Annotated in this window: 19 protein-coding genes and 3 pseudogenes; 13 read left to right on the top strand and 9 right to left on the bottom strand. The window is 69.3% G+C overall.

The window, feature by feature from the left end:
- On the bottom strand, nucleotides 1–221 hold a 221-nt coding region (locus tag ACZ4SA_RS35845), incomplete at its 3' end, for a hypothetical protein (protein ID WP_468282650.1).
- Nucleotides 222–633: 412 nt separating this feature from the next.
- Here ACZ4SA_RS35845 and ACZ4SA_RS35840 point away from each other — a divergent pair.
- On the top strand, nucleotides 634–1,326 hold the full coding sequence (locus ACZ4SA_RS35840) for an MmpS family transport accessory protein (protein ID WP_468282647.1): 693 nt from the start codon (nucleotides 634–636) through the stop codon (nucleotides 1,324–1,326).
- Between the two features lie 53 nt (nucleotides 1,327–1,379).
- On the opposite strand, the pseudogene ACZ4SA_RS35835 reads toward ACZ4SA_RS35840, so the two are convergent.
- A pseudogene (locus tag ACZ4SA_RS35835) lies at nucleotides 1,380–1,649 on the bottom strand (transposase); the annotation flags it as partial.
- Nucleotides 1,650–1,906: 257 nt separating this feature from the next.
- Between ACZ4SA_RS35835 and ACZ4SA_RS35830 the strand changes: the two are divergent.
- The 3 genes and pseudogenes from ACZ4SA_RS35830 to ACZ4SA_RS35820 form a co-directional block, all read left to right on the top strand.
- Nucleotides 1,907–2,760, top strand: a pseudogene (locus ACZ4SA_RS35830) (IS5 family transposase).
- The gene (locus ACZ4SA_RS35825; protein WP_468282644.1) at nucleotides 2,757–3,155 is read left to right on the top strand and encodes a hypothetical protein; all 399 of its coding nucleotides are present in this window, start codon (nucleotides 2,757–2,759) and stop codon (nucleotides 3,153–3,155) included. The pseudogene ACZ4SA_RS35830 and the gene ACZ4SA_RS35825 overlap by 4 nt, the downstream one beginning before the upstream one ends.
- Before the next feature lie 10 nt (nucleotides 3,156–3,165).
- Nucleotides 3,166–4,000 (top strand): annotated as a pseudogene (locus ACZ4SA_RS35820) (radical SAM protein); the annotation flags it as partial.
- 39 nt (nucleotides 4,001–4,039) lie between these two features.
- Here the strand turns inward: ACZ4SA_RS35820 and ACZ4SA_RS35815 are convergent.
- Entirely contained in the window at nucleotides 4,040–4,609 is a 570-nt protein-coding gene (locus ACZ4SA_RS35815) for an adenylosuccinate lyase (RefSeq protein WP_468282641.1), read from the bottom strand.
- A gap of 371 nt (nucleotides 4,610–4,980) precedes the next feature.
- Here ACZ4SA_RS35815 and ACZ4SA_RS35810 point away from each other — a divergent pair, with 371 nt between their 5' ends.
- The 9 genes from ACZ4SA_RS35810 (at nucleotide 4,981) to pssA (ending at nucleotide 15,947) form a co-directional block, all read left to right on the top strand.
- Nucleotides 4,981–6,762 (top strand): 3-hydroxyacyl-CoA dehydrogenase family protein, encoded by a 1,782-nt coding sequence (locus ACZ4SA_RS35810; RefSeq protein WP_468282638.1) that lies wholly within the window; start codon nucleotides 4,981–4,983, stop codon nucleotides 6,760–6,762.
- A 97-nt stretch (nucleotides 6,763–6,859) separates the two neighbouring features.
- Entirely contained in the window at nucleotides 6,860–7,720 is an 861-nt protein-coding gene (locus ACZ4SA_RS35805) for a TetR family transcriptional regulator (RefSeq protein ID WP_468282635.1), read from the top strand.
- Nucleotides 7,721–8,207: 487 nt separating this feature from the next.
- Nucleotides 8,208–9,545: a crotonyl-CoA carboxylase/reductase gene (ccrA, locus tag ACZ4SA_RS35800; protein ID WP_468282632.1), complete on the top strand. Its 1,338-nt coding sequence runs from the start codon at nucleotides 8,208–8,210 to the stop codon at nucleotides 9,543–9,545.
- Between the two features lie 9 nt (nucleotides 9,546–9,554).
- Nucleotides 9,555–11,567, top strand: coding sequence for a protein meaA (locus ACZ4SA_RS35795; RefSeq protein ID WP_468282629.1), 2,013 nt, complete (start codon nucleotides 9,555–9,557; stop codon nucleotides 11,565–11,567).
- A complete protein-coding gene (locus tag ACZ4SA_RS35790; RefSeq protein ID WP_468282626.1) occupies nucleotides 11,564–12,538 on the top strand; it encodes an HpcH/HpaI aldolase/citrate lyase family protein in 975 nt (324 codons plus the stop codon). The genes ACZ4SA_RS35795 and ACZ4SA_RS35790 overlap by 4 nt, the downstream gene beginning before the upstream one ends.
- Nucleotides 12,539–12,543: 5 nt before the next feature.
- On the top strand, nucleotides 12,544–13,047 hold the full coding sequence (locus ACZ4SA_RS35785) for a MaoC family dehydratase (protein ID WP_468282656.1): 504 nt from the start codon (nucleotides 12,544–12,546) through the stop codon (nucleotides 13,045–13,047).
- Nucleotides 13,048–13,074: 27 nt separating this feature from the next.
- The gene (locus tag ACZ4SA_RS35780; RefSeq protein WP_468282623.1) at nucleotides 13,075–14,280 is read left to right on the top strand and encodes an acyl-CoA dehydrogenase family protein; all 1,206 of its coding nucleotides are present in this window, start codon (nucleotides 13,075–13,077) and stop codon (nucleotides 14,278–14,280) included.
- Nucleotides 14,281–14,449: 169 nt separating this feature from the next.
- Complete coding sequence (locus tag ACZ4SA_RS35775; RefSeq protein WP_356635670.1) at nucleotides 14,450–15,097, top strand: phosphatidylserine decarboxylase; 648 nt, start codon at nucleotides 14,450–14,452, stop codon at nucleotides 15,095–15,097.
- Nucleotides 15,084–15,947, top strand: coding sequence for a CDP-diacylglycerol--serine O-phosphatidyltransferase (pssA, locus tag ACZ4SA_RS35770; protein ID WP_468282620.1), 864 nt, complete (start codon nucleotides 15,084–15,086; stop codon nucleotides 15,945–15,947). The genes ACZ4SA_RS35775 and pssA overlap by 14 nt, the downstream gene beginning before the upstream one ends.
- A 114-nt stretch (nucleotides 15,948–16,061) precedes the next feature.
- Here pssA and ACZ4SA_RS35765 read toward each other — a convergent pair whose 3' ends face one another.
- The 6 genes from ACZ4SA_RS35765 to ACZ4SA_RS35740 form a co-directional block, all read right to left on the bottom strand.
- Complete coding sequence (locus tag ACZ4SA_RS35765) at nucleotides 16,062–16,448, bottom strand: VOC family protein (protein ID WP_468282618.1); 387 nt, start codon at nucleotides 16,446–16,448, stop codon at nucleotides 16,062–16,064.
- Between the two features lie 81 nt (nucleotides 16,449–16,529).
- Complete coding sequence (locus tag ACZ4SA_RS35760; RefSeq protein WP_468282615.1) at nucleotides 16,530–17,789, bottom strand: ABC transporter substrate-binding protein; 1,260 nt, start codon at nucleotides 17,787–17,789, stop codon at nucleotides 16,530–16,532.
- On the bottom strand, nucleotides 17,786–18,838 hold the full coding sequence (locus ACZ4SA_RS35755) for a branched-chain amino acid ABC transporter permease (RefSeq protein WP_468282653.1): 1,053 nt from the start codon (nucleotides 18,836–18,838) through the stop codon (nucleotides 17,786–17,788). The genes ACZ4SA_RS35760 and ACZ4SA_RS35755 overlap by 4 nt, the downstream gene beginning before the upstream one ends.
- A 289-nt stretch (nucleotides 18,839–19,127) precedes the next feature.
- Entirely contained in the window at nucleotides 19,128–20,018 is an 891-nt protein-coding gene (locus ACZ4SA_RS35750; protein ID WP_468282612.1) for a branched-chain amino acid ABC transporter permease, read from the bottom strand.
- Complete coding sequence (locus ACZ4SA_RS35745; RefSeq protein WP_468282609.1) at nucleotides 20,015–20,827, bottom strand: ABC transporter ATP-binding protein; 813 nt, start codon at nucleotides 20,825–20,827, stop codon at nucleotides 20,015–20,017. The genes ACZ4SA_RS35750 and ACZ4SA_RS35745 overlap by 4 nt, the downstream gene beginning before the upstream one ends.
- The gene (locus ACZ4SA_RS35740) at nucleotides 20,815–21,618 is read right to left on the bottom strand and encodes an ABC transporter ATP-binding protein (protein ID WP_468282606.1); all 804 of its coding nucleotides are present in this window, start codon (nucleotides 21,616–21,618) and stop codon (nucleotides 20,815–20,817) included. The genes ACZ4SA_RS35745 and ACZ4SA_RS35740 overlap by 13 nt, the downstream gene beginning before the upstream one ends.
- Nucleotides 21,619–22,528 lie beyond the last annotated feature (910 nt).

Here is a 22,528-nt window from a genome sequence, read left to right as displayed (position 1 = left end):
CGGGAGGTCAGTTCCTTGACCCGCTTCGCCTTCGGATCATTCTTTCCCTTGGCGATCTTCTGCCGGTCGGCTATTCCGCGATTTCCGTAGGAGGGCGGCTCTTTCTGCCCCTTGTCGTCGTCGCCGGAGAACCAGCCGTCCAGCGTTTCCGTGAATCCTTTACCGGAATCACCGGAAGCTGGCGCAGCATAGGCCACCTGCGGTAGCAGCGTGCTCGCCACCGCCGATATCACCAGACAGGAGATATATCTCCTGCGAGGAATTTTCACCTCATTGCCTTTCTGAAATCCGGCGCGCCGACGCACCCGTGCGCAGCAAGAACCATTGACATGGATCCAGGCGCCTGGGAAGGGCACGCCGAAGAACCGGAGCGGAGGCCTCCGTCCGGCATGGAGTGTTGTCCCACCATGACGTGTGAGCCGGAAACCGCAGCTCACATGCGTGTCAGGCGATTTTTAACGACTTCACCGACGCACTGTCAACCGATTGGACATCAGGGAGAAAACGCCCCAGAAAACGGGGCAGTTACGCCACTTTTGTCCGGCCGCTCGATTTTTCGGTACCGGATGATGTATATTCGCCCGGTTCAAAATCTGCCGACGCCTGCCAATTACTGAAAGCCGGTCCACAGTCATGCCATCAAACGAATCCGCGGACATGTTCGTGCGGGAGAACGACCCTGCCGTGGAGTCGGATTCCGCGCGCCTGGACGAGAAAGCCGCGAAAGGCAGCGACGAGGTTCCCGCTGAGGAAACGGCAGCGGAAGACACCACGACGCATGACACTGCGACAGACAACGCGGCCTCGAACGACACCGCGACGGAGGACGCAGTGCAGCACGACGCGGTGACGGACGAGACGGCGGCACAGGACGCCGAGGGCGGAAAGGATGCCGAAGACACGAAGGACTCCGGCGGTAGCCGGGCTGCCCTCGGGATCGCGGTCGTCCTGCTGCTCGTCTGCGGCGGCCTCGTCGGCTACGGAGTGCTCAGCACCGAGGCCGAGGACAAGCCGAAGGCCGACTCGGTGCCGACCGCCGAGGTGACGTACGAGGTCACCGGCGAGGGCCCGGCCGACATCTCGTACCTGGGCCGGGACGAGTCGGGCAAGACGACGGTGGTCAAGGGCGCGAAGCTGCCCTGGAAAAAGACCGTGGAGGCGCCGCTCGGCGCTTCGCCGATCGTGTCGATCGTGCTCGGCGAACAGGGCGGCCAGGCCTCCTGCACCCTCGCGATCCGCGGGAAGCACGTGCAGCGCGCCACGGCCTCCGGGGAGTTCGGCCGCGCCACCTGCGCGGGCGGCGAACTGCCCACGGAGGCGGAGTAACCGGCCGACCCGCGCACGACCTCAGATGGCGTCCCGCTTGATGCTGTAGGCGATCAAGTGGTGGTGGTGTTTCGGGTGTTGGGGAGCTCGTGGGTGGTGTTCCCGGCGTGTTCGCCGGCGTAGACGGCGGCCATGCTGCCTTCGGAGAGGTAGCGGCGGGGGAACGCGATCCACTCGTCGTGCATCTCGCTGAGCACAGCGGTGACCAGCCGTTCGAGGGCGGCTGGGTTGGGGAAGACCTGGACGACGTCGGTGCGGCGTTTGATCTCGCGGTTGATTCGCTCCAGTGGATTCGATGACTGGATCTTCTTCCACTGAGCCTTCCCAACCTGCTTCGGGAGTACGTCGGTTGGGCTGACAACGTGGTGAAGCCCCTGGTAAATGGGTTTTCGACCAAGAGAACCGTCTCCACCAGAGGCTTCACGTGCTTGTCTACCCGTCGGGCGTCGACGTGTCCAGCTCGGCCCTTCGCTTCCTCAGTGGACGTTAAGTCCGATCTTCCCTGGTTCGTGATCGCTCGATCGTGGTACTGATCGCCGTACGGGGCGACCGTTCGCCATGTGCATGCTGGGATGCGGGCATGGACCGAAGACCGTATCCGAGCGACTTGTCGGATGAGCATTGGGCGTTGATCGAGCCGATGATCACGGCCTGGAAGCAGGCGAGGGTGGCGCGGTCGGCGACCGGGGACCCCGGGGCCTGCGATCTGCGGGAGGTCGTGAACGCGATCTTCTACCAGAACCGGACGGGCTGTCAGTGGCGCTACCTGCCCCATGACCTGCCGGCCTGGTCGGCGGTGTTCTACTACTTCACGCTGTGGCGTCAGGACGGCCTTGACCAGCGGATCCAGGAACTCCTGCGCTGCCAGGTCCGGGAGAGAGCCCGCCGATTAGAGGACCCGTCCCTCGTGATCATCGACACCCAGTCCGTGCGTGCGGCCGCCGGTGTCCCGAAGACCACGACGGGACTGGACGCCAACAAGAAGCTGTCGGGCCGCAAGCGGGGACTGGCCGTCGACGTGCTGGGGCTGATCATCGGCGTCGTTGTGCTCGCCGCATCCGCCCACGACAACGCCGCCGGCACCGCCTGCTCGACCAGGCCGCCGAGCGGTGCGGGATGCGTCTGGAGAAGGCTCTGGTGGACCAGGGCTTCAAGGACGAGGTCCTCATCCACGGTGCCTTGCTGGACATCGACGTCGAAGTCGTCCGCCGCAACCCGGCTGACCAGGGCAAAGGCTTCGTCCCGCAACCGAAGAGGTGGATCGTGGAGCAGGTCAACGGCACGTTGATGCTGCACCGCCGACTGGCCCGCGAGTACGATCACCGGCCCGACACGTCCGCCTCGCGCGTCTACTGGGCCTCGATCGCGAGCATGACCCGCCGCCTCACCACACCGAGTCCAGCCTGGCGCGACACCCTCGGACTGGCCGCGTGAACGTCATCGAGCTCCTGGCCGACCTTCAGGCCCAGCACGACAAGGCCGCAGCCCGTGCCGACGAACTGCGTGACCAGATCCAGCACTTGACCGCCGCCCTTACCGAGACCGAAGCGCGACTCGCGAACCTGGTCACCACCCGGAAGGTCATCGCCGAACTCGCACCGGCTTCAGGCCAACCCGCACCGCCCGAGACGAACACCGCCTACCAGGCCATCGTGAACACCTTCAACCAGCATCCCGATCAAGAGTTCCGAGCCCGTGAGCTGCACGAACTCCTCGGCATGCCCACCGACGAGGCATCCGTCAGCATCACCCGAAGCCGCCTCGGACGCCTCACCCGCCAAGGCTTCCTCACTCAACCCGGACGAGGCCGCTACCAGAAGCGGACTTAACGTCCACTGAGGGACCCGCAAGAGCTGCGTCTACTGCTTCGCCCGCAAGACCCACAGCTATCTGGACCTCGACACCGGCCTCGGCTTCGACTCCCAGATCGTGGTCAAGATCAACGCCCCCGAGCTGCTGCGCCGGCAGCTGGCCTCCCGGCAGTGGCACGGCGCGCACGTCGCCATGGGCACGAACGTCGACTGCTACCAGCGGGCGGAGGGCCGGTATCAGCTCATGCCGGGCATCATCTCGGCCCTGCGGGACCACGCCAACCCGTTCTCGATCCTGACCAAGGGCACCCTGATCCTGCGCGACCTGGATCTGCTGCGGCAGGCCGCCGACGTCACCGAGGTCGGGATATCGGTCTCCGTCGGCTTCACCGACCGCGAGCTGTGGCGCACGGTCGAACCGGGCACCCCCTCCCCCGAGCGCCGCCTGGACGTGGTCCGCACCCTCACCGAACACGGCATCGGCTGCGGCGTCCTGATGGCCCCCCGTGATCCCCTTCCTCGGCGACAGCCCGGACCAGCTGCGCGACACTGTCCGCGCCATCGCCGCCTCAGGCGCCACCTCCGTCACCCCGCTCGTCCTGCATCTGCGGCCGGGCGCCCGCGAGTGGTTCATGGCGTGGCTGCGCGAACACCACCCGTACCTGGTCGCGCGGTACGAACGGCTGTACGCGGAGGGCGCATACGCCCCCAAGTGGTACCAGCGCAGGATCACCCGCCATGTACACGAGCTGGCCACCGAGTTCGGCATCGGCCCCTCCGGCCACGACAACCACCGCCGCCCACGCACCGCTCCCGAGCCCGCCCCCGCGCCGCCGGAGCCGACCCAATTGACCTTGCTCTGAGCGAAGATGGACATGCGGCCACCAGATCCGCTCCGCGCCTCAGCAGTCCAACCGGGCCAGGGCCGCCGCCGAGGCCGCCGTCAAGCGGGGGTGCGGGAGGGACGCGCGCAAGACGTCGGCCGCGCGTTTGTCGCCCAGGGCGCCGAGGCCCTCCACGCACGCCAGGGCGACGCGCCAGTGGGGGTCGCCGAGGGTGAGGCGGCGGCGGAGGACGGTGATCAGGGCGGGGGCGGACTCCGGGGCCCGCAGGCGGGTCAGCAGGCGGACCGGGGTCAGGGCGTAGGCGACGCGGAGTTCGTTGGTGGCGAGGGCCGCGGCCGCACGGGGGGTGCGGGGGTCGGCGAGCAGGAGCAGGGCGTGCGCGGCGGAGACGCAGCGCTGCGGGTCGCGGTGGTTGAGGAGCAGGACCAGGGACTCGAAGGCGCGGCGGTCGCCGGCGCAGCCGAGACGGAAGGCGGCGATCTCGCGGGCCCACAGCGGGCGTTGGTCCTCGGTGAGGACCGCGGCGAGTTCGTCGTGGTCGACGGTGACCAGCAGGCGCTCGTACACCGGGCCGCCGCCCGATTCGTCCCGCAGCCGGCTCGCGAGCGACCGTAACTCCTCGTCCATACGGCCAGGGTATCGGCCGATACCGGCCCGCGGCGGCCGGTCGGGCGATCCAGATCACATCGGCCCGGGGGTGGCGCGCTCGTTACTCGCGAGTTAATCTCAAGTGAGCGGGTCATCCCCGCGACTCCCGGTGGCCTGGTGACGCAGCCGCCGAGAGGTTGTCGGTTCGGCTTTCGGCGTCTTCGAGGTTCTCGGGGCGCGAAGCACCAAGTACGGCGTGGCCCGGGACAGGCCCGTCGGCCCAGTAACACGACACGCGGTTCCCGCGCGCCGCACGCCCTCGGGGCGTCCGGCCCGCGCGCATTCGGCGTTCCTTCCGTTCCGCCCCGCGCGCGCTCCTCATCAGTCGTCACTCACCCTGGAGTCCCGTGATGGACACCCCTCTCCACACCATCGCCGTCGTCGGCCTCGGCACCATGGGCACCGGCATCGCCGAGGTCCTCGCCCGCGCCGGCCGTGAGGTCATCGGCATCGACATCAGCGACGCCGCGGCCCGCACCGCTGTCGTCGCCCTCGAGGCCTCCACCGCCCGCGCCGTGCAGCGCGAGCGGATCACTGAGGAGGAGCGCCGCAACATCCTTGCCCGCTTCCGCACCTTCTCCGACCTCCAGGCGGCTGCGGAGGCCGACCTCGTCATCGAGGTGGTTCCCGAGTCGTACGAGGCGAAGCAGCAGGTCTTCCGTGCGCTGGACTCGATCGTTCGCCCGGAGGCGATCGTCGCCACCGGCACCAACGCCCTCTCCGTGACGCGGCTCGCCGCCGACTCGCAGCACCCGGAGCGCGTGCTCGGACTGCACTTCTTCAACCCGGCCCCGGCGATGAAGCTCGTCGAGATCGTCTCCTGCGTGCTGACCGCCCCGGCGGCCGTCGAGGCCGTCACCGCACTCGCCCGGGAGCTCGACAAGGAGCCCGTCGCGGTCGGCGACCGTCCCGGATTCGTCGCGGACGGGCTGCTGTTCGGCTACCTCAACCAGGCCGCCGCGATGTACGAGTCGCGCTACGCCTCCCGCGAGGACATCGACGCCGCGATGAAGCTCGGCTGCGGTCTGCCGATGGGACCGCTCGCACTGCTCGACCTGATCGGCATCGACACCGCCCGTACCGTGCTCGACGCGATGTACGCCGAGTCGCACGACCGGCTGCACGCGCCCGCGCCCATCCTCAAGCAACTCAGCGAGGCCGGCCTGACGGGCCGCAAGGCGGGCCGCGGCTTCTACACCTACGCCGCCGCGGGCACCGCGGAGGTGGTGCCGGACGCCCTCACGCCGCAGGCGTCCGCCGAGGCGGCCGCGGGCCGCGAGGTCCGCTCGGTCGGCGTGGCCGGCTCGGGCACCATGGCGAGCGGCATCGCGGAGGTCTTCGCCAAGGCCGGTCACGACGTGGTGCTCGCCGCGCGCAGCCTGGAGAAGGCCGAGGTGGCGAAGGCCCGGATAGGGAAGTCGCTGGCCCGCTCGGTCGCCAAGGGCCGTATGACGGAGGAGGCCCGCGAGGCGACGCTGGCGAGGATCGCGCCGGCCGGATCGCTGGACGCCTTCGCCGACGTCGACCTGGCCGTCGAGGCGGTGGCGGAGGACCTGGAGATCAAGCAGCAGCTGTTCGCCACCCTGGACAAGATCTGCAAGCAGGGCGCGGTGCTCGCCACCACGACGTCCTCGCTGCCCGTCGTCGCCTGCGCCCGCGCCACCTCGCGCCCGCAGGACGTGATCGGTATGCACTTCTTCAACCCGGCCCCGGCGATGAAGCTGGTCGAGGTGGTCCGCACCGTCCTCACCGCCGACGACGTGCACGCCACGGTCCGCGAGGTCACCGCCAGGATCAAGAAGCACCCGGTGGACTGCGGCGACCGCGCCGGCTTCATCGTGAACGCGCTGCTGTTCCCGTACCTCAACAACGCGATCAAGATGGTCGAGGAGCACTACGCGACGCTCGACGACATCGACGCCGCGATGAAGCTGGGCGGCGGCTACCCGATGGGACCGTTCGAACTGCTCGACGTCGTCGGCCTCGACGTCTCCCTCGCGATCGAGAAGGTTCTGCACAGCGAGTTCCGCGACCCGGGTCTCGCGCCGGCGCCGCTGCTGGAGCACCTGGTGGCCGCGGGATGCCTCGGCCGCAAGACGGGTCGCGGCTTCCGCGAATATGCCCGGCGCTGAAGTCGACGCCGGCTGGGGCGGGCTGCTCGGCCCGGGCGGCCCGCCCCCGGCCTCCGGCGACCCGAGCCCCGCCCCGCGGGCGCATTCAGCTGCTCGAATGCAGTACGTTCAGATCATGCCCCAGCCCGCTGACCCCTCCCGCCGCCCCGGCCGCTCCGGCGCCACGACCGACGCTCCGGAGAGCGCCGCGGGCTCCCGCGCCGCCGCGCAACGTCTGAAGATGCGCCGTGAACTCGCGGCGGCGGCCATGGAGTTGTTCGCGACCAAGGGCTATGAGGCGACAACCGTCGACGAGATCGCGGCCGCGGCGGGCGTGGCGCGGCGAACCTTCTTCCGGCACTTCCGCTCCAAGGAAGAGGCGATCTTCCCGGACCACGACGACACCCTGGTGCGCGCGGAGGCGGTACTCAACGCCGCTCCCGCCCACGAGCACCCTTTGGACACGGTGTGCCGGGGCATCAAGGAGGTCATGCGGATGTACGCCTCCTCCCCCGCGGTCGCCGTCGAGCGCTACCGGCTGACCCGCGAGGTGCCCACGCTGCGGGAGCGCGAGATCGCGTCGGTGGCCCGCTACGAGCGGCTGTTCACGCGCTATCTGCTGGGCCATTTCGACGAGCGGGACCACCACGACGGCAACGACGACCCGCTGCTGGCGGAGGTCGCGGCCTCCGCGGTCGTCACCGCGCACAACCATGTGCTGCGCCGCTGGCTCCGGGCCGGCGGGCAGGGCGACGTGGAGGCCCAGCTGGACCACGCGTTCGCCATCGTGCGCGACACCTTCGGCACGGGCATAGGGGCGGGTCGTAAGCACGGGGCGGTCGTGGCCGATGCCTCGGGTCCCGAGGAGCCCGCCGCGACGGCCCGCGCGCACGGCGAGGTGCTGGTGGCCGTGGCCCGTACGGACGCTCCGCTGAGCGAGGTCATGCGCACCATCGAGCAGGCGCTCAAGGACAGCTGAGTCCCTCCGGCAGATTCACCCGTTCGGCGGTACCCGGGACCACGGAAGTCGCCTCACCCACATCGCACACAGACCGACGCACGGTAACGGCCGCCCCACTCGGGGCGGCCGTTTGTGCTGATCGGGCAGGGTATTCGATCGATCATCGCTCAGATGTGTCCGGCAAATTTCATCTGAGAGAAATTCTTGGCACGCAGTGTCTTGTCACATGGCACGGGGTGCCATACGTTGATGTTGTCCGGGCGGCCGGCGTGCAGAGACCATTCGTACGCCGGCTGTCCCCGCAACGATCGCGTTGTGCGCCCGGACGCCTGCGTCACAGGCACCTTCAGCGCCCACCAGCGCCGCCAGCAGCACCACCGCCGAACCGACGGCACACCTCCACAGCAGCAGCACCACCCCGACGCACCCCTCGGCGTCCTGACGGACGCCTCCCCTCGCCCGGCCCCGCCGAGCTGGGGATATCGCATTCGCCGGAGGCATCACCGTGAAGGAAATCCTGGACGCGATCCAGTCGACGGAGTCCACGTCCGCCGACTTCGCCGCTCTGACCATTCCCGAGTCCTACCGCGCGGTGACCGTGCACAAGGACGAGGTCGACATGTTCGAGGGCCTCACGACCCGGGAGAAGGACCCCCGCAAGTCCCTCCACGTCGAGGACGTCCCGGTGCCGGAGCTCGGCCCCGGCGAGGCCCTCGTGGCGGTCATGGCCAGCTCGGTCAACTACAACTCCGTGTGGACCTCGATCTTCGAGCCGCTCTCCACCTTCGGGTTCCTGGAGCGCTACGGACGGCTGTCCGAACTCACCAAGCGCCACGACCTGCCGTACCACGTCATCGGCTCCGACCTCGCAGGCGTCGTCCTGCGCACCGGCCCCGGCGTCAACGCCTGGAACCCGGGTGACGAGGTGGTCGCCCACTGCCTGTCCGTCGAGCTCGAGTCCTCCGACGGCCACAACGACACCATGCTCGACCCCGAGCAGCGGATCTGGGGCTTCGAGACCAACTTCGGCGGCCTGGCGGAGATCGCGCTCGTCAAGTCCAACCAGCTGATGCCGAAGCCCAAGCACCTGAGCTGGGAGGAGGCCGCCTCCCCGGGCCTGGTCAACTCCACCGCCTACCGCCAGCTGGTTTCCCGCAACGGCGCCGGCATGAAGCAGGGCGACAACGTCCTGATCTGGGGCGCGAGCGGCGGACTCGGCTCGTACGCCACCCAGTTCGCGCTGGCCGGCGGCGCCAACCCGATCTGTGTCGTCTCCAGTGACCAGAAGGCCGACATCTGCCGGAAGATGGGCGCGGAGGCGATCATCGACCGCAACGCGGAGGGCTACAAGTTCTGGAAGGACGAGCACAACCAGGACCCGCGCGAGTGGAAGCGCTTCGGCAAGCGCATCCGTGAGCTCACCGGCGGCGAGGACGTCGACATCGTCTTCGAACACCCGGGCCGCGAGACCTTCGGCGCCTCGGTCTACGTCACCCGCAAGGGCGGCACGATCGTCACCTGCGCGTCGACCTCGGGCTACAACCACGAGTACGACAACCGCTACCTGTGGATGTCGCTGAAGCGGATCATCGGTTCGCACTTCGCGAACTACCGCGAGGCGTGGGAGGCCAACCGCCTGATCGCCAAGGGCAAGATCCACCCGACGCTCTCCAAGGTCTACTCCCTCGAGGACACCGGCCAGGCCGCGTACGACGTGCACCGCAACCTCCACCAGGGCAAGGTCGGCGTCCTCGCGCTGGCTCCGCAGGAGGGCCTCGGCGTGCGCGACCCCGAGATGCGCGAGAAGCACCTCGACGCCATCAACCGCTTCAGGAATGTCTGAGGTCCGTAGATGACAGAGCGTAAGAAGGACCGGCCCTGGCTCATGCGGACGTACGCCGGCCACTCCACGGCCGAGGCGTCCAACGAGCTGTACCGGCGCAACCTCGCCAAGGGCCAGACGGGACTGTCGGTCGCCTTCGACCTGCCGACACAGACCGGCTACGACCCCGACCACATCCTCGCCCGCGGCGAGGTCGGCCGGGTCGGTGTGCCGGTCTCCCATCTGGGCGACATGCGCCGGCTGTTCCAGGACATCCCCCTGGAGCAGATGAACACCTCGATGACCATCAACGCCACCGCCATGTGGCTGCTGGCGCTGTACCAGGTGGTCGCGGAGGAGCAGGGTGCGGACATCACCAGGCTCCAGGGCACGACCCAGAACGACATCGTCAAGGAGTACCTGTCCCGCGGGACGCACGTCTTCCCGCCCGGTCCTTCGCTGCGCCTGACCACCGACATGATCACGTACACGGTGGCCAACATCCCCAAGTGGAACCCGATCAACATCTGCAGTTACCACCTGCAGGAGGCGGGGGCCACGCCGGTCCAGGAGATCGCGTACGCGATGTCCACCGCGATCGCCGTGCTCGACGCGGTCCGCGACTCGGGCCAGGTGCCGGCCGATAAGTTCGGCGACGTGGTCGCCCGCATCTCGTTCTTCGTGAACGCGGGCGTCCGCTTCGTCGAGGAGATGTGCAAGATGCGTGCCTTCGGCCGCATCTGGGACAAGGTCACCCGCGAGCGGTACGGCATCGAGAACGAGAAGCAGCGCCGCTTCCGCTACGGCGTCCAGGTCAACTCCCTGGGTCTGACCGAGGCTCAGCCGGAGAACAACGTCCAGCGCATCGTCCTCGAGATGCTGGCCGTGACCCTGTCGAAGGACGCGCGGGCGCGGGCCGTGCAGCTGCCCGCCTGGAACGAGGCGCTGGGTCTGCCCCGGCCGTGGGACCAGCAGTGGTCGCTGCGCATCCAGCAGGTCCTGGCCCACGAGAGCGACCTGCTCGAGTACGAGGACATCTTCGCGGGCTCGCACGTCATCGAGGCGAAGGTCGGCTCGCTCGTCACCGAGTGCCTGGCCGAGATCGACCGGATCCAGGAGATGGGCGGCGCGATGGCGGCCGTCGAGTCCGGCTACCTCAAGTCGCAGCTGGTCTCCTCGCACGCCGAGCGCCGGGCGCGGATCGAGGCGGGCGACGAGAAGATCGTCGGGGTCAACATCTACGAGACCACGGAGGAGAACCCGCTCACGGCGGACCTCGACACGGCGATCATGACGGTCGATCCGGCCAACGAGGCCCGCGTCGTGGCAAAGCTGCACGAGTGGCGGGCGGACCGTGACGAGTCCCGTGCCGCTGAAGCCCTGGCGGCCCTGAAGAAGGCCGCGGCGGGCACCGAGAACCTGATGGCGGCCACCGTCGAGTGTGCGCGTGCGGGCGTCACCACCGGCGAGTGGGCCTGGGCGCTGCGTGACGTCTTCGGCGAGTTCCGTGCGCCGACGGGCGTCAGCAGCGCCCCGGTGGCTGTCACCGCGGAGGCGGGCACGCCGCTCGCCGTCGTGCGCGAGAAGGTGTCCCGCACCGCGGACCAGCTGGGCTGCGGCCGGCTGCGGCTGCTGGTCGGCAAGCCGGGCCTGGACGGACACTCCAACGGCGCCGAGCAGATCGCCGTACGGGCCCGTGACGCCGGGTTCGAGGTGGTCTACCAGGGCATCCGGCTCACCCCGGAGCAGATCGTCTCCGCCGCCCTCGCGGAGGACGTGCACTGCGTGGGCCTGTCGATCCTGTCCGGGTCGCACGCAGAGCTGGTGCCGGACGTCCTGGCGCGGCTGCGCGAGGCCGGCGCGGCCGACATACCGGTGATCGTCGGCGGGATCATCCCGAACGCCGACGCGGCCGACCTGAAGGCGGCGGGAGTGGCCGCCGTATTCACCCCGAAGGACTTCGGTATCACGGAGATCATCGGCCGTATCGTCGACGAGATCCGTAAAGCGAACAAGCTCGACCCTCTGGAGGTCCCCGCATGACCACGCCCGTGCACCCTGTGAACCGGCTTCGCCCCCGCCGCTCGTGTCTCGCGGTGCCGGGAAGCAACCCCCGCTTCCTGGAGAAGGCCCAGGGTCTGCCGGCCGACCAGGTCTTCCTGGACCTGGAGGACGCCTGCGCGCCGCTGGCCAAGCCGGAGGCCCGGCACACCATCGTGAAGTTCCTCAACGAGGGTGACTGGACGGGCAAGACGCGGGTCGTGCGCGTCAACGACTGGACCACCGAGTGGACCTACCGCGACGTCGTCACCGTCGTCGAGGGCGCCGGCCAGAACCTCGACTGCATCATGCTGCCGAAGGTGCAGAGCGCCGAGCAGGTCGTCGCACTGGACCTGCTGCTCACCCAGATCGAGAAGACGATGGGCTTCGAGCTGGGCAAGATCGGCATCGAGGCGCAGATCGAGAACGCGCAGGGCCTCAACAACGTGAACGCCATCGCACAGGCGTCACCGCGCGTGGAGACCATCATCTTCGGCCCGGCCGACTTCATGGCCTCCATCAACATGAAGTCCTTGGTCGTCGGCGAGCAGCCGCCCGGGTACCCGGCCGACGCCTACCACTACATCCTGATGAAGATCCTGATGGCCGCCCGCGCCAACAACCTCCAGGCGATCGACGGTCCCTACCTCCAGATCCGCAACATCGACGGCTACCGGGAGGTCGCCGGGCGGGCCGCTGCCCTCGGCTTCGACGGCAAGTGGGTGCTCCACCCCGGTCAGGTCGACGCGTCCAACGAGATCTTCTCGCCCTCCCAGGAGGACTACGACCACGCCGAGCTGATCCTGGACGCGTACGACTACTACACGTCGGAGGCGGGCGGCAAGAAGGGTTCGGCGATGCTCGGCGACGAGATGATCGACGAGGCCAGCCGCAAGATGGCGCTGGTGATCTCCGGCAAGGGCCGCGCGGCCGGCATGCAGCGCACCAGCAAGTTCGAGATCCCGGAGGCGTGACCCTTATGCAGTTCGGACGCACGTACGAGGAGTTCGAGGTCGGGGCCGTCTACAAGCACTGGCCCGGAAAGACGGTCACCGAGTACGACGACCACCTCTTCTGTCTCCTGACGATGAACCACCACCCCCTCCACATGGACACCAACTATGCGGAGAAGACGACGGACTTCGGCAAGAACGTCGTCGTCGGCAACTACATCTACTCGCTGCTGCTCGGCATGTCCGTGCCGGACGTCTCCGGCAAGGCGATCGCCAACCTGGAGATCGAGTCGCTGCGGCACGTGGCGCCGACCTTCCACGGCGACACCATCTACGGCGAGACGACCGTCCTCGACAAGACGCCGTCGAGGTCCAAGTCGGACCGCGGGATCGTCTACGTCGAGACCAAGGGCTACAAGCAGGACGGCACGCTCGTCTGCGTCTTCCGGCGCAAGGTGATGGTCCCGACCGAGACGTACATCAAGGAGCGCGGCGGCGAGCAGCCCGGCCGCCCGACCCCTTCCAACTGACCGCGTGAAGCCCCAGGAGAAGTAGTCATGGCCCGACTCGCCCAGACCGCTGGTCTGACCGACGTCCAGCAGGAGATCCTGTCCACCGTCCGGGACTTTGTCGACAAGGAGATCATTCCTGTCGCCACCCAGCTGGAGCACAAGGACGAGTACCCGCAGGAGATCGTCGACGGTCTCAAGGAGCTCGGCCTGTTCGGGCTGATGATCCCGGAGGAGTACGGCGGCCTGGGTGAGTCCCTTCTCACGTACGCGCTGTGCGTCGAGGAGATCGCCCGTGGCTGGATGTCCGTCTCGGGCATCATCAACACGCACTTCATCGTGGCGTACATGCTCAAGCAGCACGGCACGCAGGAGCAGAAGGACACCTTCCTGCCGCGGATGGCGCTCGGCGAGGTGCGCGGCGCGTTCTCGATGTCGGAGCCGGGTCTCGGTTCGGACGTGTCGGCCATCACGTCCAAGGGCGTGAAGGACGGCGACGAGTACGTCCTGAACGGCCAGAAGATGTGGCTGACGAACGGCGGAACGTCCACTCTGGTCGCCGTTCTGTGCCGGAGTGACGAAGGACACCCCGAGGGCACGGCCCCGCACAAGTCGATGACGACCTTCCTGGTCGAGAAGGAGCCCGGCTTCGGTGAGGTCCGTCCCGGTCTCACCATCCCCGGGAAGATCGACAAGATGGGCTACAAGGGCGTCGACACGACCGAACTCATCATGGACGGACTGCGCATTCCGGCCAATCGGGTGCTCGGCGGGACCACAGGCCGAGGGTTTTACCAAATGATGGACGGCGTCGAGGTCGGCCGTGTCAACGTCGCGGCCCGTGGCTGCGGTGTCGCGCAGCGTGCCTTCGAACTGGGCGTGTCATATGCCCAGCAGCGTCACACTTTCGGCAAGCCGATCGCCCAGCACCAGGCCATTTCCTTCAAGCTGGCCGAGATGGCCACCAAGGTCGAGGCCGCGCATGCGATGATGGTGAACGCAGCTCGCAAAAAGGACTCCGGGGAACGAAACGACCTGGAGGCAGGGATGGCGAAGTACCTCGCCTCCGAGTACTGCAAGGAAGTCGTCGAGGACGCCTTCCGCATCCACGGCGGCTACGGCTTCTCCAAGGAGTACGAGATCGAGCGCCTCTACCGCGAGGCTCCGATGCTGCTGATCGGCGAGGGTACCGCCGAGATCCAGAAAATGATCATTGGTCGCCGACTCCTCGAGGAGTACCGACTCCAAGGCTGATTGTCGCATTTAAGTCGATTGAGGCCGGAAGATGATCACACCCTGTCATCATCTTCCGGCCTCCGACTCGTCTGCCGGCTTTCCCAGTTGCGGGTCGTAACCGATACGATCGCTTGAAAGCCGCCGTCCCCCGTTGCCAGCGCGGCATCATCCGCTACGAAGGTCATCCATGCCCCACAGCCAAACCTCTGCACCTCGCGGCCGCGTCAGCATCGCGCGCGGAGCATCGCCGTGGCTTCTGCCGACCGTCGCCACCGCTGCACTCAGCCTGGTCCGTGCCCGCCGCTCGCGGCGAGCCGCGGCCATCGCCGTGCCCACCACCGCGCTCGCGGCGGGCATGCTGTGGTTCTTCCGCGACCCCGAGCGCGAGATCGCTCAGGGCCGGGTCATCTCGCCCGCCGACGGCGTGGTGCAGAGCATCATGCCGTGGAAGGACGGACGCACCCGCGTCGCGATCTTCATGAGCCCGCTCAACGTCCACGTCAACCGCGCGCCGCTCGCCGGCACGGTGACGTCGGTCGAGCACATCCCGGGCGGTTTCGTGCCCGCGTTCAACAAGGAGAGCGAGAACAACGAGCGCGTTGTCTGGCACTTCGACACCGAACTCGGCGACATCGAAATGGTGCAGATCGCCGGCGCGGTCGCGCGGCGCATCGTCCCGTACATCCCTCAGGGCACCAAGGTCGAGCAGGGGGAGCGCATCGGTCTGATCCGCTTCGGCTCGCGGGTCGACATCTACCTTCCGGAAGGTGTGGACGTCGCCGTCGAGGTCGGACAGACCACGACCGCGGGGGTGACTCGCATTGACCGTGATTGATCCCGACACACAGGCGTCCGCCTGGGCGGAGGAGTCCGACGAGGACGACGCGGAGGAGATGCCGCTGTCGCTGCGGCTGTCGATAGCGGACACCCTTACGCTCGGTAACGCCACCTGCGGATTCATGGCGGTGTACTTCACCACCACCGGAATCCTCATCCCGCACCTCCAGGGCAGCCAGGAGACCGGCATGGCGCGGCACAGCGCCGCGACCGCCGTCATCCTGATGCTCCTCGCGGCGATCTTCGACCTCTGCGACGGGCTCGTGGCACGCAAGCTGCGGTCGTCGCCGATGGGCGCGGAGCTGGACAACCTCTCCGACCTGATCAGCTTCGGCCTCGCGCCGGCGTACTTCGTGCTGGTCTACGGAATGGTCGCCGACGACGCGCACGAGCGGGTCTCGGCCGTGGCCGCGATCGTGGTGCTGCTGGCGGTGGTGCTGCGGCTTGCCCGCTTCTCGTGCGTCACCGTGAAGGACGGCACGTTCCAGGGCATGCCCTCGCCGTTCGGTGCGCTCACGGTCGTCTCGATCGTGCTGCTCGAGCTGCCGTTCGAGGCGACACTGCTGGCGATCGTCGGTACCGCATGGCTGATGGTCAGCCGGGTCGAGTACCCGAAGCCGCGAGGCGTCCTCGCGGTCGCGATGCTCGGCTGGATCGTGGCGGCGATGGGCATGCTGGCGGCGTGGGCGTTCGACGCGCCCGGCGGCCAGGTGCTGCTGCAGATGGGCTGCGCTCTCCAGATCGTGATGGCGGCGACGATCCCGCTCTTCGCCACCGCCCGTCGCGTGAACACCTTCCGCGGCAACCGCCGCGAAAGCCGCGAGGCACGTGCGGCACAGACGCCGTAGCGCCGACGGCGCAGGTTCCAAACGCCGAGGGCCCCGGAAACTTCCGGGGCCCTCGGCGTTTCCTGACGGCACGTCCCGGGCTGCCGGGCGCGGCCGCGCGATGGCCAGGCCGCGTTACGGGCGATAGCGCAGAGGGTGGTCCCCCGGCACTTCGACCACCGCGATGCGCACGCCGTCCGGGTCCGCGATCCACATCTCGATCAGGCCCCACGGTTCCTGCTGCGGTGCTCGGAGCACCTCCACTCCCCGCTCCAGCAGTTCGTCGTAGGCGGCCCGCACGTCGGGAACCTGCAGCCACAGACGCACAGCAGGCGAGGGCGGGGTGTCCGAGCGGCCCGAGAGTTCGAGGAACCCGCCGCCGAGGAAGTACACCGTTCCCCGCTCGTTGCCGGTTCCGAATTCGCGGAAGACCGCCAGTCCGAGAGCGTGGCCGTAGAAGTCGCGTGAGCGCTGCGGATCGGTCGGGCTCAGCAGCATCCTGCTGCCCAGTACGTGCACCATGCAGCAGAGCGTAGAGGTTGGATCCGGAAACACACCTGCCCCGGCGCGGTGCGCCGGGGCAGGTGTGGCTGAGGCCGGGCGTCAGCCGGTCGGCGGCTTGTAGGACTGCGCCGCCTCCGATGCCGTCGCAGGGCGGACGACCTTCAGGCCGCCCGGGACCGACTTGTCCGGCTTCATGATCAGGCTGTCGCGGGTCGACGGCGCCGCCGGGTCGGAGAAGTCGTGCGTGATGCCGAAGTCGCTCTTGTACGCGTTCAACGTCAGCAGCGCCTTGTCGACGCCCTCCCGCGTCAGGTCCTTCTCCTCGCACGCCTTCTTCAGCGCCTCGCCGAACACGGTCGCCGCCGTGTATCCCGCGACCACACCGTTGTCGAGGCCGTCCTTCGGGTACGCCGCGGCATACTCCTTCGCCAGCTTCGCCGGGCCCGCGTCGGGTGCTCCGATGGGCAGCGTGGAGGCCGCCACGTAGTAGTCCTTCATCAGCGCCGGCCCCGCGGGAGTCGCCATCAGCTGCGGCGCGAACGCCGAGTTGTTGCCGACGACGGGCACGTCGAAACCTCCTGCCGCCGCCACACCCACCAGGGACGCCGCCTGCCGGGGCCCCGCGCTGATCAGGATCGCCTTGACTCCCGCCTTCTTCAGTGCCGCGACCTGCGCCGACATGTCGTTGTCCGTCGGCTTGATCTTCTGCTCGACGACCGTCAGGCCCGCCTTCTCGGCCGCGTAGGTGGAGCCGGCCAGCGCGTTCTCGCCGTAGTCGCCCTCGAAGTAGACGTGACCGATCTTGTCGCCCTTGGCGATGCGCTTCTCGGCGAGGAGGTAGTCGACGGCGTTGATCGTCTCGATGTCGTACGTCGCGCCGACGACGCGCACGTACGGGCTGCCCAGCAGGTTGGCCGACCAGGCCTGGGGCAGCACCAGCCCCTTGTCCTGGCCGTCGATGCGCTGCTTGACGGCAGCGACGAACGGCGAGCCGATGAACTGCGCGAAGCCGAGCACCTGCGGTTCCAGCTCGGTGTAGGCCGCGACGGCCTTCTGCGGGTCGTAGCCGTGGTCGCGTACGGTCATCTCGATCTGCCGGTCGCAGATACCGCCCGCGGCGTTGGTCTGCTTCGCCCACAGCTGCTGGGCCTGGGTGACGCTCTTCCCGAGGGACGCGTAGACGCCCGTCATGTCGGTCAGCACGCCCAGGGTGATCGTCTTGTCGGTGACACCCTCCCCGGTCTTCACTCCCCCGGCGCCCTTGGTGTCGCCGTCGCCGCTGGTCGCCTTGGAGCTGCAGCCGGCCGTCACCGTCAGTGCGAGGACGGCGAGGACCGCCGCGTAAGTTCTTGATTTCATTTCTTCTCCCGAAGGGACGGAGCGAGGCGGGTGAGACCGCCGGGCAGGAACAGCACGACCGCGACGACAGCCGCGCCGTACAGATAGCGGGAGGCCTCCCCGGGGGACACGCCGCCGGTTCCCGGTGCGGAGACCAGGGGCAGGGCGTCGCTCCAGCGGGTGAGGACCTGAGGGAGCAGCGAGACGAAGACCGCGCCGACGACCGCGCCCGCGACCGAGCCCAGACCGCCGATGACGATCATGGCGAGGAACTCGAGGGACAGGACCATGCCGAAGTACTCCGGCACCGTGCGCTGGAAGACCAGGGCGAGCAGGACCCCCGCGAGGCCCGCGTACATCGAGGACAGGACGAAGACGCCCGCCCGGTAGCGGGCGACCGGCACACCCATCACCCCGGCGGCGATCCGGTGGTCGCGCAGGGCGTTCATCGCACGGCCCGGACGCCCGCGGAGCACCCCGCGGGCGAAGAGCCCGCAGAGGAGGAGGGCGACGAGCGCCGCGTACCAGAGCTTCTCCATGGACTGGAAGGGGACGGCGGCGACGAGGAGTTCGCTGTCGTCGAAGTCCAGCCCGAAGAGGGAGAGCGGAGGTACGGACCGGCCGTTGAAACCGCCGGTCAGATCACGGGCATTGAACAGCACATGCTGACCGACGAAGATCAGGGCGAGTGTGGCAATACCGAGGTACGCCCCGCGCAGCCGCCCGGCGATCGGGCTGAACAGGCCGCCCGCCAGCCCAGCCAGACACACGGCCAGCACGGCCGCGAGCCAGGTAGGCAGGCCGAGGCCGACCAGCTGGTGGCCGCTCTCGACGTCGTTGCCGCCGGCGAGGACGCAGTAGCCGTACGCACCGACGGCCAGGAAGAAGGCGTGCCCCATGGAGAGCTGCCCCGTGGCTCCGGTGAGCAGGTTGATGCCGATGGCACCGATGGCCGCCGCCATGGCGAACAGGCCGGCCTGCAGCCAGAAGCGGTCGAGGTAGAAGGGCAGGACGAGCAGGAGAAGCGACAGTGCGGTCCAGACGTACGCCCGCGGGCGGGGCCTGCGCAACGCCGGCCGCGCGGCGGTCGGGGGCCTGGGCGGCTCTGCCGCCGGGGGCTCGGGGGCGGGTGGCGGAGACGGCTCGGCGACCGGCGGCTCGGCGACCAGCGGCGCCGAGGGATCGGCGTCGCGTGGCGCCGAGGGATCGGTGGCCTTGGATTCGGCCGCGGGGGGCGCCGACGGCCCGGTGGCCGGTTGGGCGGACGGCTCGGTGGCCTTGGAGTCGGCCTGCCGGCCGGTGCGTGCGCCGGGGAGGGTCGTGGGCCGGGCCTCCGACGCCGGGCCCGGGCGGTGGGTGTCAGACACGGGCGAGCTCCTTCGTTCCGAAGAGTCCGGCCGGCCTCGCCAGCAGCACGAGCAGCATCACCAGATACGGGGCGAGATCCCCTATCCCCCCGCCCAGGAACGTCAGTTCGCTCTGGTATCCCGTCGCGAACGACTCCGTCACCCCGACGATCAGGCCGCCTGCCAGCGCCCCCGTCGTCGAGTCCAGCCCGCCCAGGATCGCGGCGGGGAACGCCTTGAGGGCCGCGAGTGACGTGGCCCGCTCCAGACCGGGCGTCGGGAAGACGGTGAGGAACAGCGCCGCGACCGCGGCAAGCGCGCCGGCGACCGCCCAGGCGGCCAGGGACACCCGGCCCAGGCGCACCCCCATCAGCGCGGCGGTCTGCGGGTTCTCGGCCGCCGCACGCATCGCCACGCCCCACGAGGTGTAGCGGAACGCGAGCAGGAACGCCGTGATGAGCAGCGCCGCGGCGACGAACGCCGCGATCCGGGTCTGCGCGATCGTGATCTCGCCGAGGTTCACGACCCGGTCGCCCCACGGGTCGCCGAGCGCCAGCACGTCCGTACCGATCAGCCGCGTCAGTTCGGTGGTGAGGAGGATGTCGACGCCGATGGTGACGATGGCGAGCACGCTGTGGTCGGAGCCGCGGTAGCGGCGCATGACCAGGAAGTCGACGGCCGAGCCGACCACCGCCGCGCCGGCGATGCCGACGGCGAGCGCCGGCCAGAAGCCGAGATCCTCGTGGAGAACGGCGGTGATGTAGCCGCCCGCGAGGAGCAGCGAGGCATGGGCGAAGTTGACGACCTCCGTCGCCTTGAAGATGACGACGAACCCGAGGGCGATCAGGGCGTACACCGAGCCGATGGAAAGCCCGCCGAGGAGCAGTTCGGTGAAGGTGGTCATGGCGTGGCCTCCGTACCGAGGTACGCCTGCACGACGGCCGGATCGCTCTGTACCTGGGCGGGCGTGCCGCCCGCGATACGGCGTCCGAAGTCGAGCACGGTCACGGTGTCCGCGAGCCGCATCACCACCCCCATGTCATGTTCTACGAGCACGATGGATATGCCGAGGCTGTCGCGTACGCCCGCGACGACGGCGGCGGTCTGCCGGCGCTCGTCGGCGGTCATGCCCGCGACGGGTTCGTCGAGGAGCAGGATCCGCGGTTCCATGCACAGGGCGCGGGCCAGCTCGACGAGCTTTTGTTTTCCGTAAGGGAGTTGACCGGCGGGCCGGTCCAGGTCGTCCGCGAGCCCGACGAAAGCGGCTATCTCCGCGACCCGCTCACGGTGCCTGCGCTCCTCCCGGACCGCCGACGGGAGCCGCAGCCCCGCCGCGACGAAGCCGGCCCGGGTGAGCCGGTGCCGGCCGAGGAGCAGGCTGTCGGCGACCGTGGCGTGGGGCGGCAGGGCCAGGTTCTGGAACGTGCGGGCGACACCGAGAGCCGCGATACGGTGCGGCGGGAGCCCGGTGAGTTCGTCGCCGCCGAAACGCACGCTGCCCTCTGTCGCCCGGTAGACACCGGAGAGCACATTGAACGTGGTGGACTTGCCGGCCCCGTTCGGCCCGATGACGGCGTGAACACTGCCCGGCTCGACGGTGAACGACACGCCGTCGAGGGCGGTGAGCCCGGCGAAGCGGACGGTGACGTCCTCGACGACGAGCGGTGCGCTGGTTGCGGTGGTGGTCGTTGTCCTCGTACTCACGCCGACCACCTCCGCAGCGCGGGCGCGACGTGCTCCGCCCGTACGGCGTCCTCTGCGGCGGTCTCGTCGACGACACCGAGGTAGCGGCGCCGCACCTCGTCGGAGGCGGCGAGCTCGTCGGCCGGGCCCTCGAGCGCGACCTCGCCGACATCCAGGACGTACGCGGTGGAGGCCAGGCGCAGGGCGATCGCCGCGTTCTGCTCGACGAGCAGGACGGACGTGCCGGCCGCGTTGATCTCCTGGACCGTCTCCGCGATCCGCGCCGCCATCAGCGGGGCCAGACCGAGGGACGGCTCGTCGAGGAGCAGCAGCCTGGGCCTCGCCATCAACGCCCGTCCCATGGCCAGCATCTGCTGCTCACCGCCGGACAGGAGACCGGCCTTCTGATGGGCGCGGTCAGCCAGTACGGGAAACAGTTCGTGGACCCGGGCCAGCGCGGCGGCGGACTCCCGCCGCCCGCCCCGCACGCCGAGCGCGCCCGCCCGCAGATTGTCGGCCACCGTCATACGGGCGAAGACCTGCCGGCCCTCGGGAACCTGCACCACCCCGGCGGCTACGACGCGGGCAGGGCTGAGGCCGTCCAGCGGGCGGCCCTCGAACCGGATGCTTCCGGCGGTGGCGTGCCCGCGCTGGAACGGCAGTGTGCGGGACACCGCCCTCAGCAGGGTGGACTTGCCGGCGCCATTGCCGCCGAGCACGGCGACGACGGCGCCGTCGGGCACTTCGACGGACACGTCCCGCAACGCCCGTACGGGCCCGTACCCCACGGACAGCGCCCGCACCTCAAGCGCGGCGGCCATACGCAACCCCTTGTCCGGCTCGCCTCCGATCGGCTCGCCTGTCGGGGCCCAACACACCACCGGACGGGACTCGGGGTCGATGCCTCGGGACCGAGTCGCTGCGTCTGACCAGCAGCGCGACACGCTGATTGTGCGCGAGCACAACGTGGTGGCGTATCCGGCCCGGGGGCCGCCGCGCGCTCGTGGTCGGCCCGCTCCGGCGGCGTGGCGCCCCTGTGCCCGGGCCCGGGGGCTCGGCGTTCCCGGGGCGTGACGCCCCGTGTGCCCCTGCCGGGGGGTGCGGGGGTCGGGGCGTCCGGAAGGGGTGCGCCCGGCTGGGGTCTCGTGCTTGGCCTGGTCGGGGGGGTGTGGTGTTTCCGGGGGTACCCGGCTTGGGTGGGTGGTGTGGGGGTCGGGGCCTCCGGAGGGGGTGCCCGGAATGGCTTTCCTCACCGCGCTTCGCGCGAGTTGCGACGCTTTACTTCCGGACACCCCCTCCTGCGACCCCGCCGCCCTCCCGCCGGTCGCGGGACCACCCGGCCGGTGGCCGTTTCCCACCGCCGGTACGGCTCCCCTTGGGGGTGAGGGATGCGACCTCCCTTCGGTCGCGAGGGGTTCGCGCGGTTGGTGGCCGTTTCCCTCGGCTGGTGCGGGCCCCCCGTGGGGGTTGGGGGTGCGACCTCCCTTTCGGTCGCGAGGGGTTCGCGCGCGTTGCCCACGCCGGCGGCCTCCCCCTGGGGGGTGGAGGATGTGCCCCCCCCTTCGGCCGGAGCGCACAGTTGATGGCCGTGGCCACGGCCGGTGCGGCTTCTGCTGGTGGTGGGGAAGCGGACACGCCGGGGGGAGCGAAACCGTCGGCCGCGGGCAGGGGGACGCGCAGGGGGGCGTGTTCGGGACGTAAAGCGTCGCAACTCGCGCGAAGCGCGGTGAG

The organism is Streptomyces sp. NPDC027962 (genome assembly GCF_055566095.1).
This window is presented reverse-complemented; position numbering and strand designations above follow the sequence as displayed.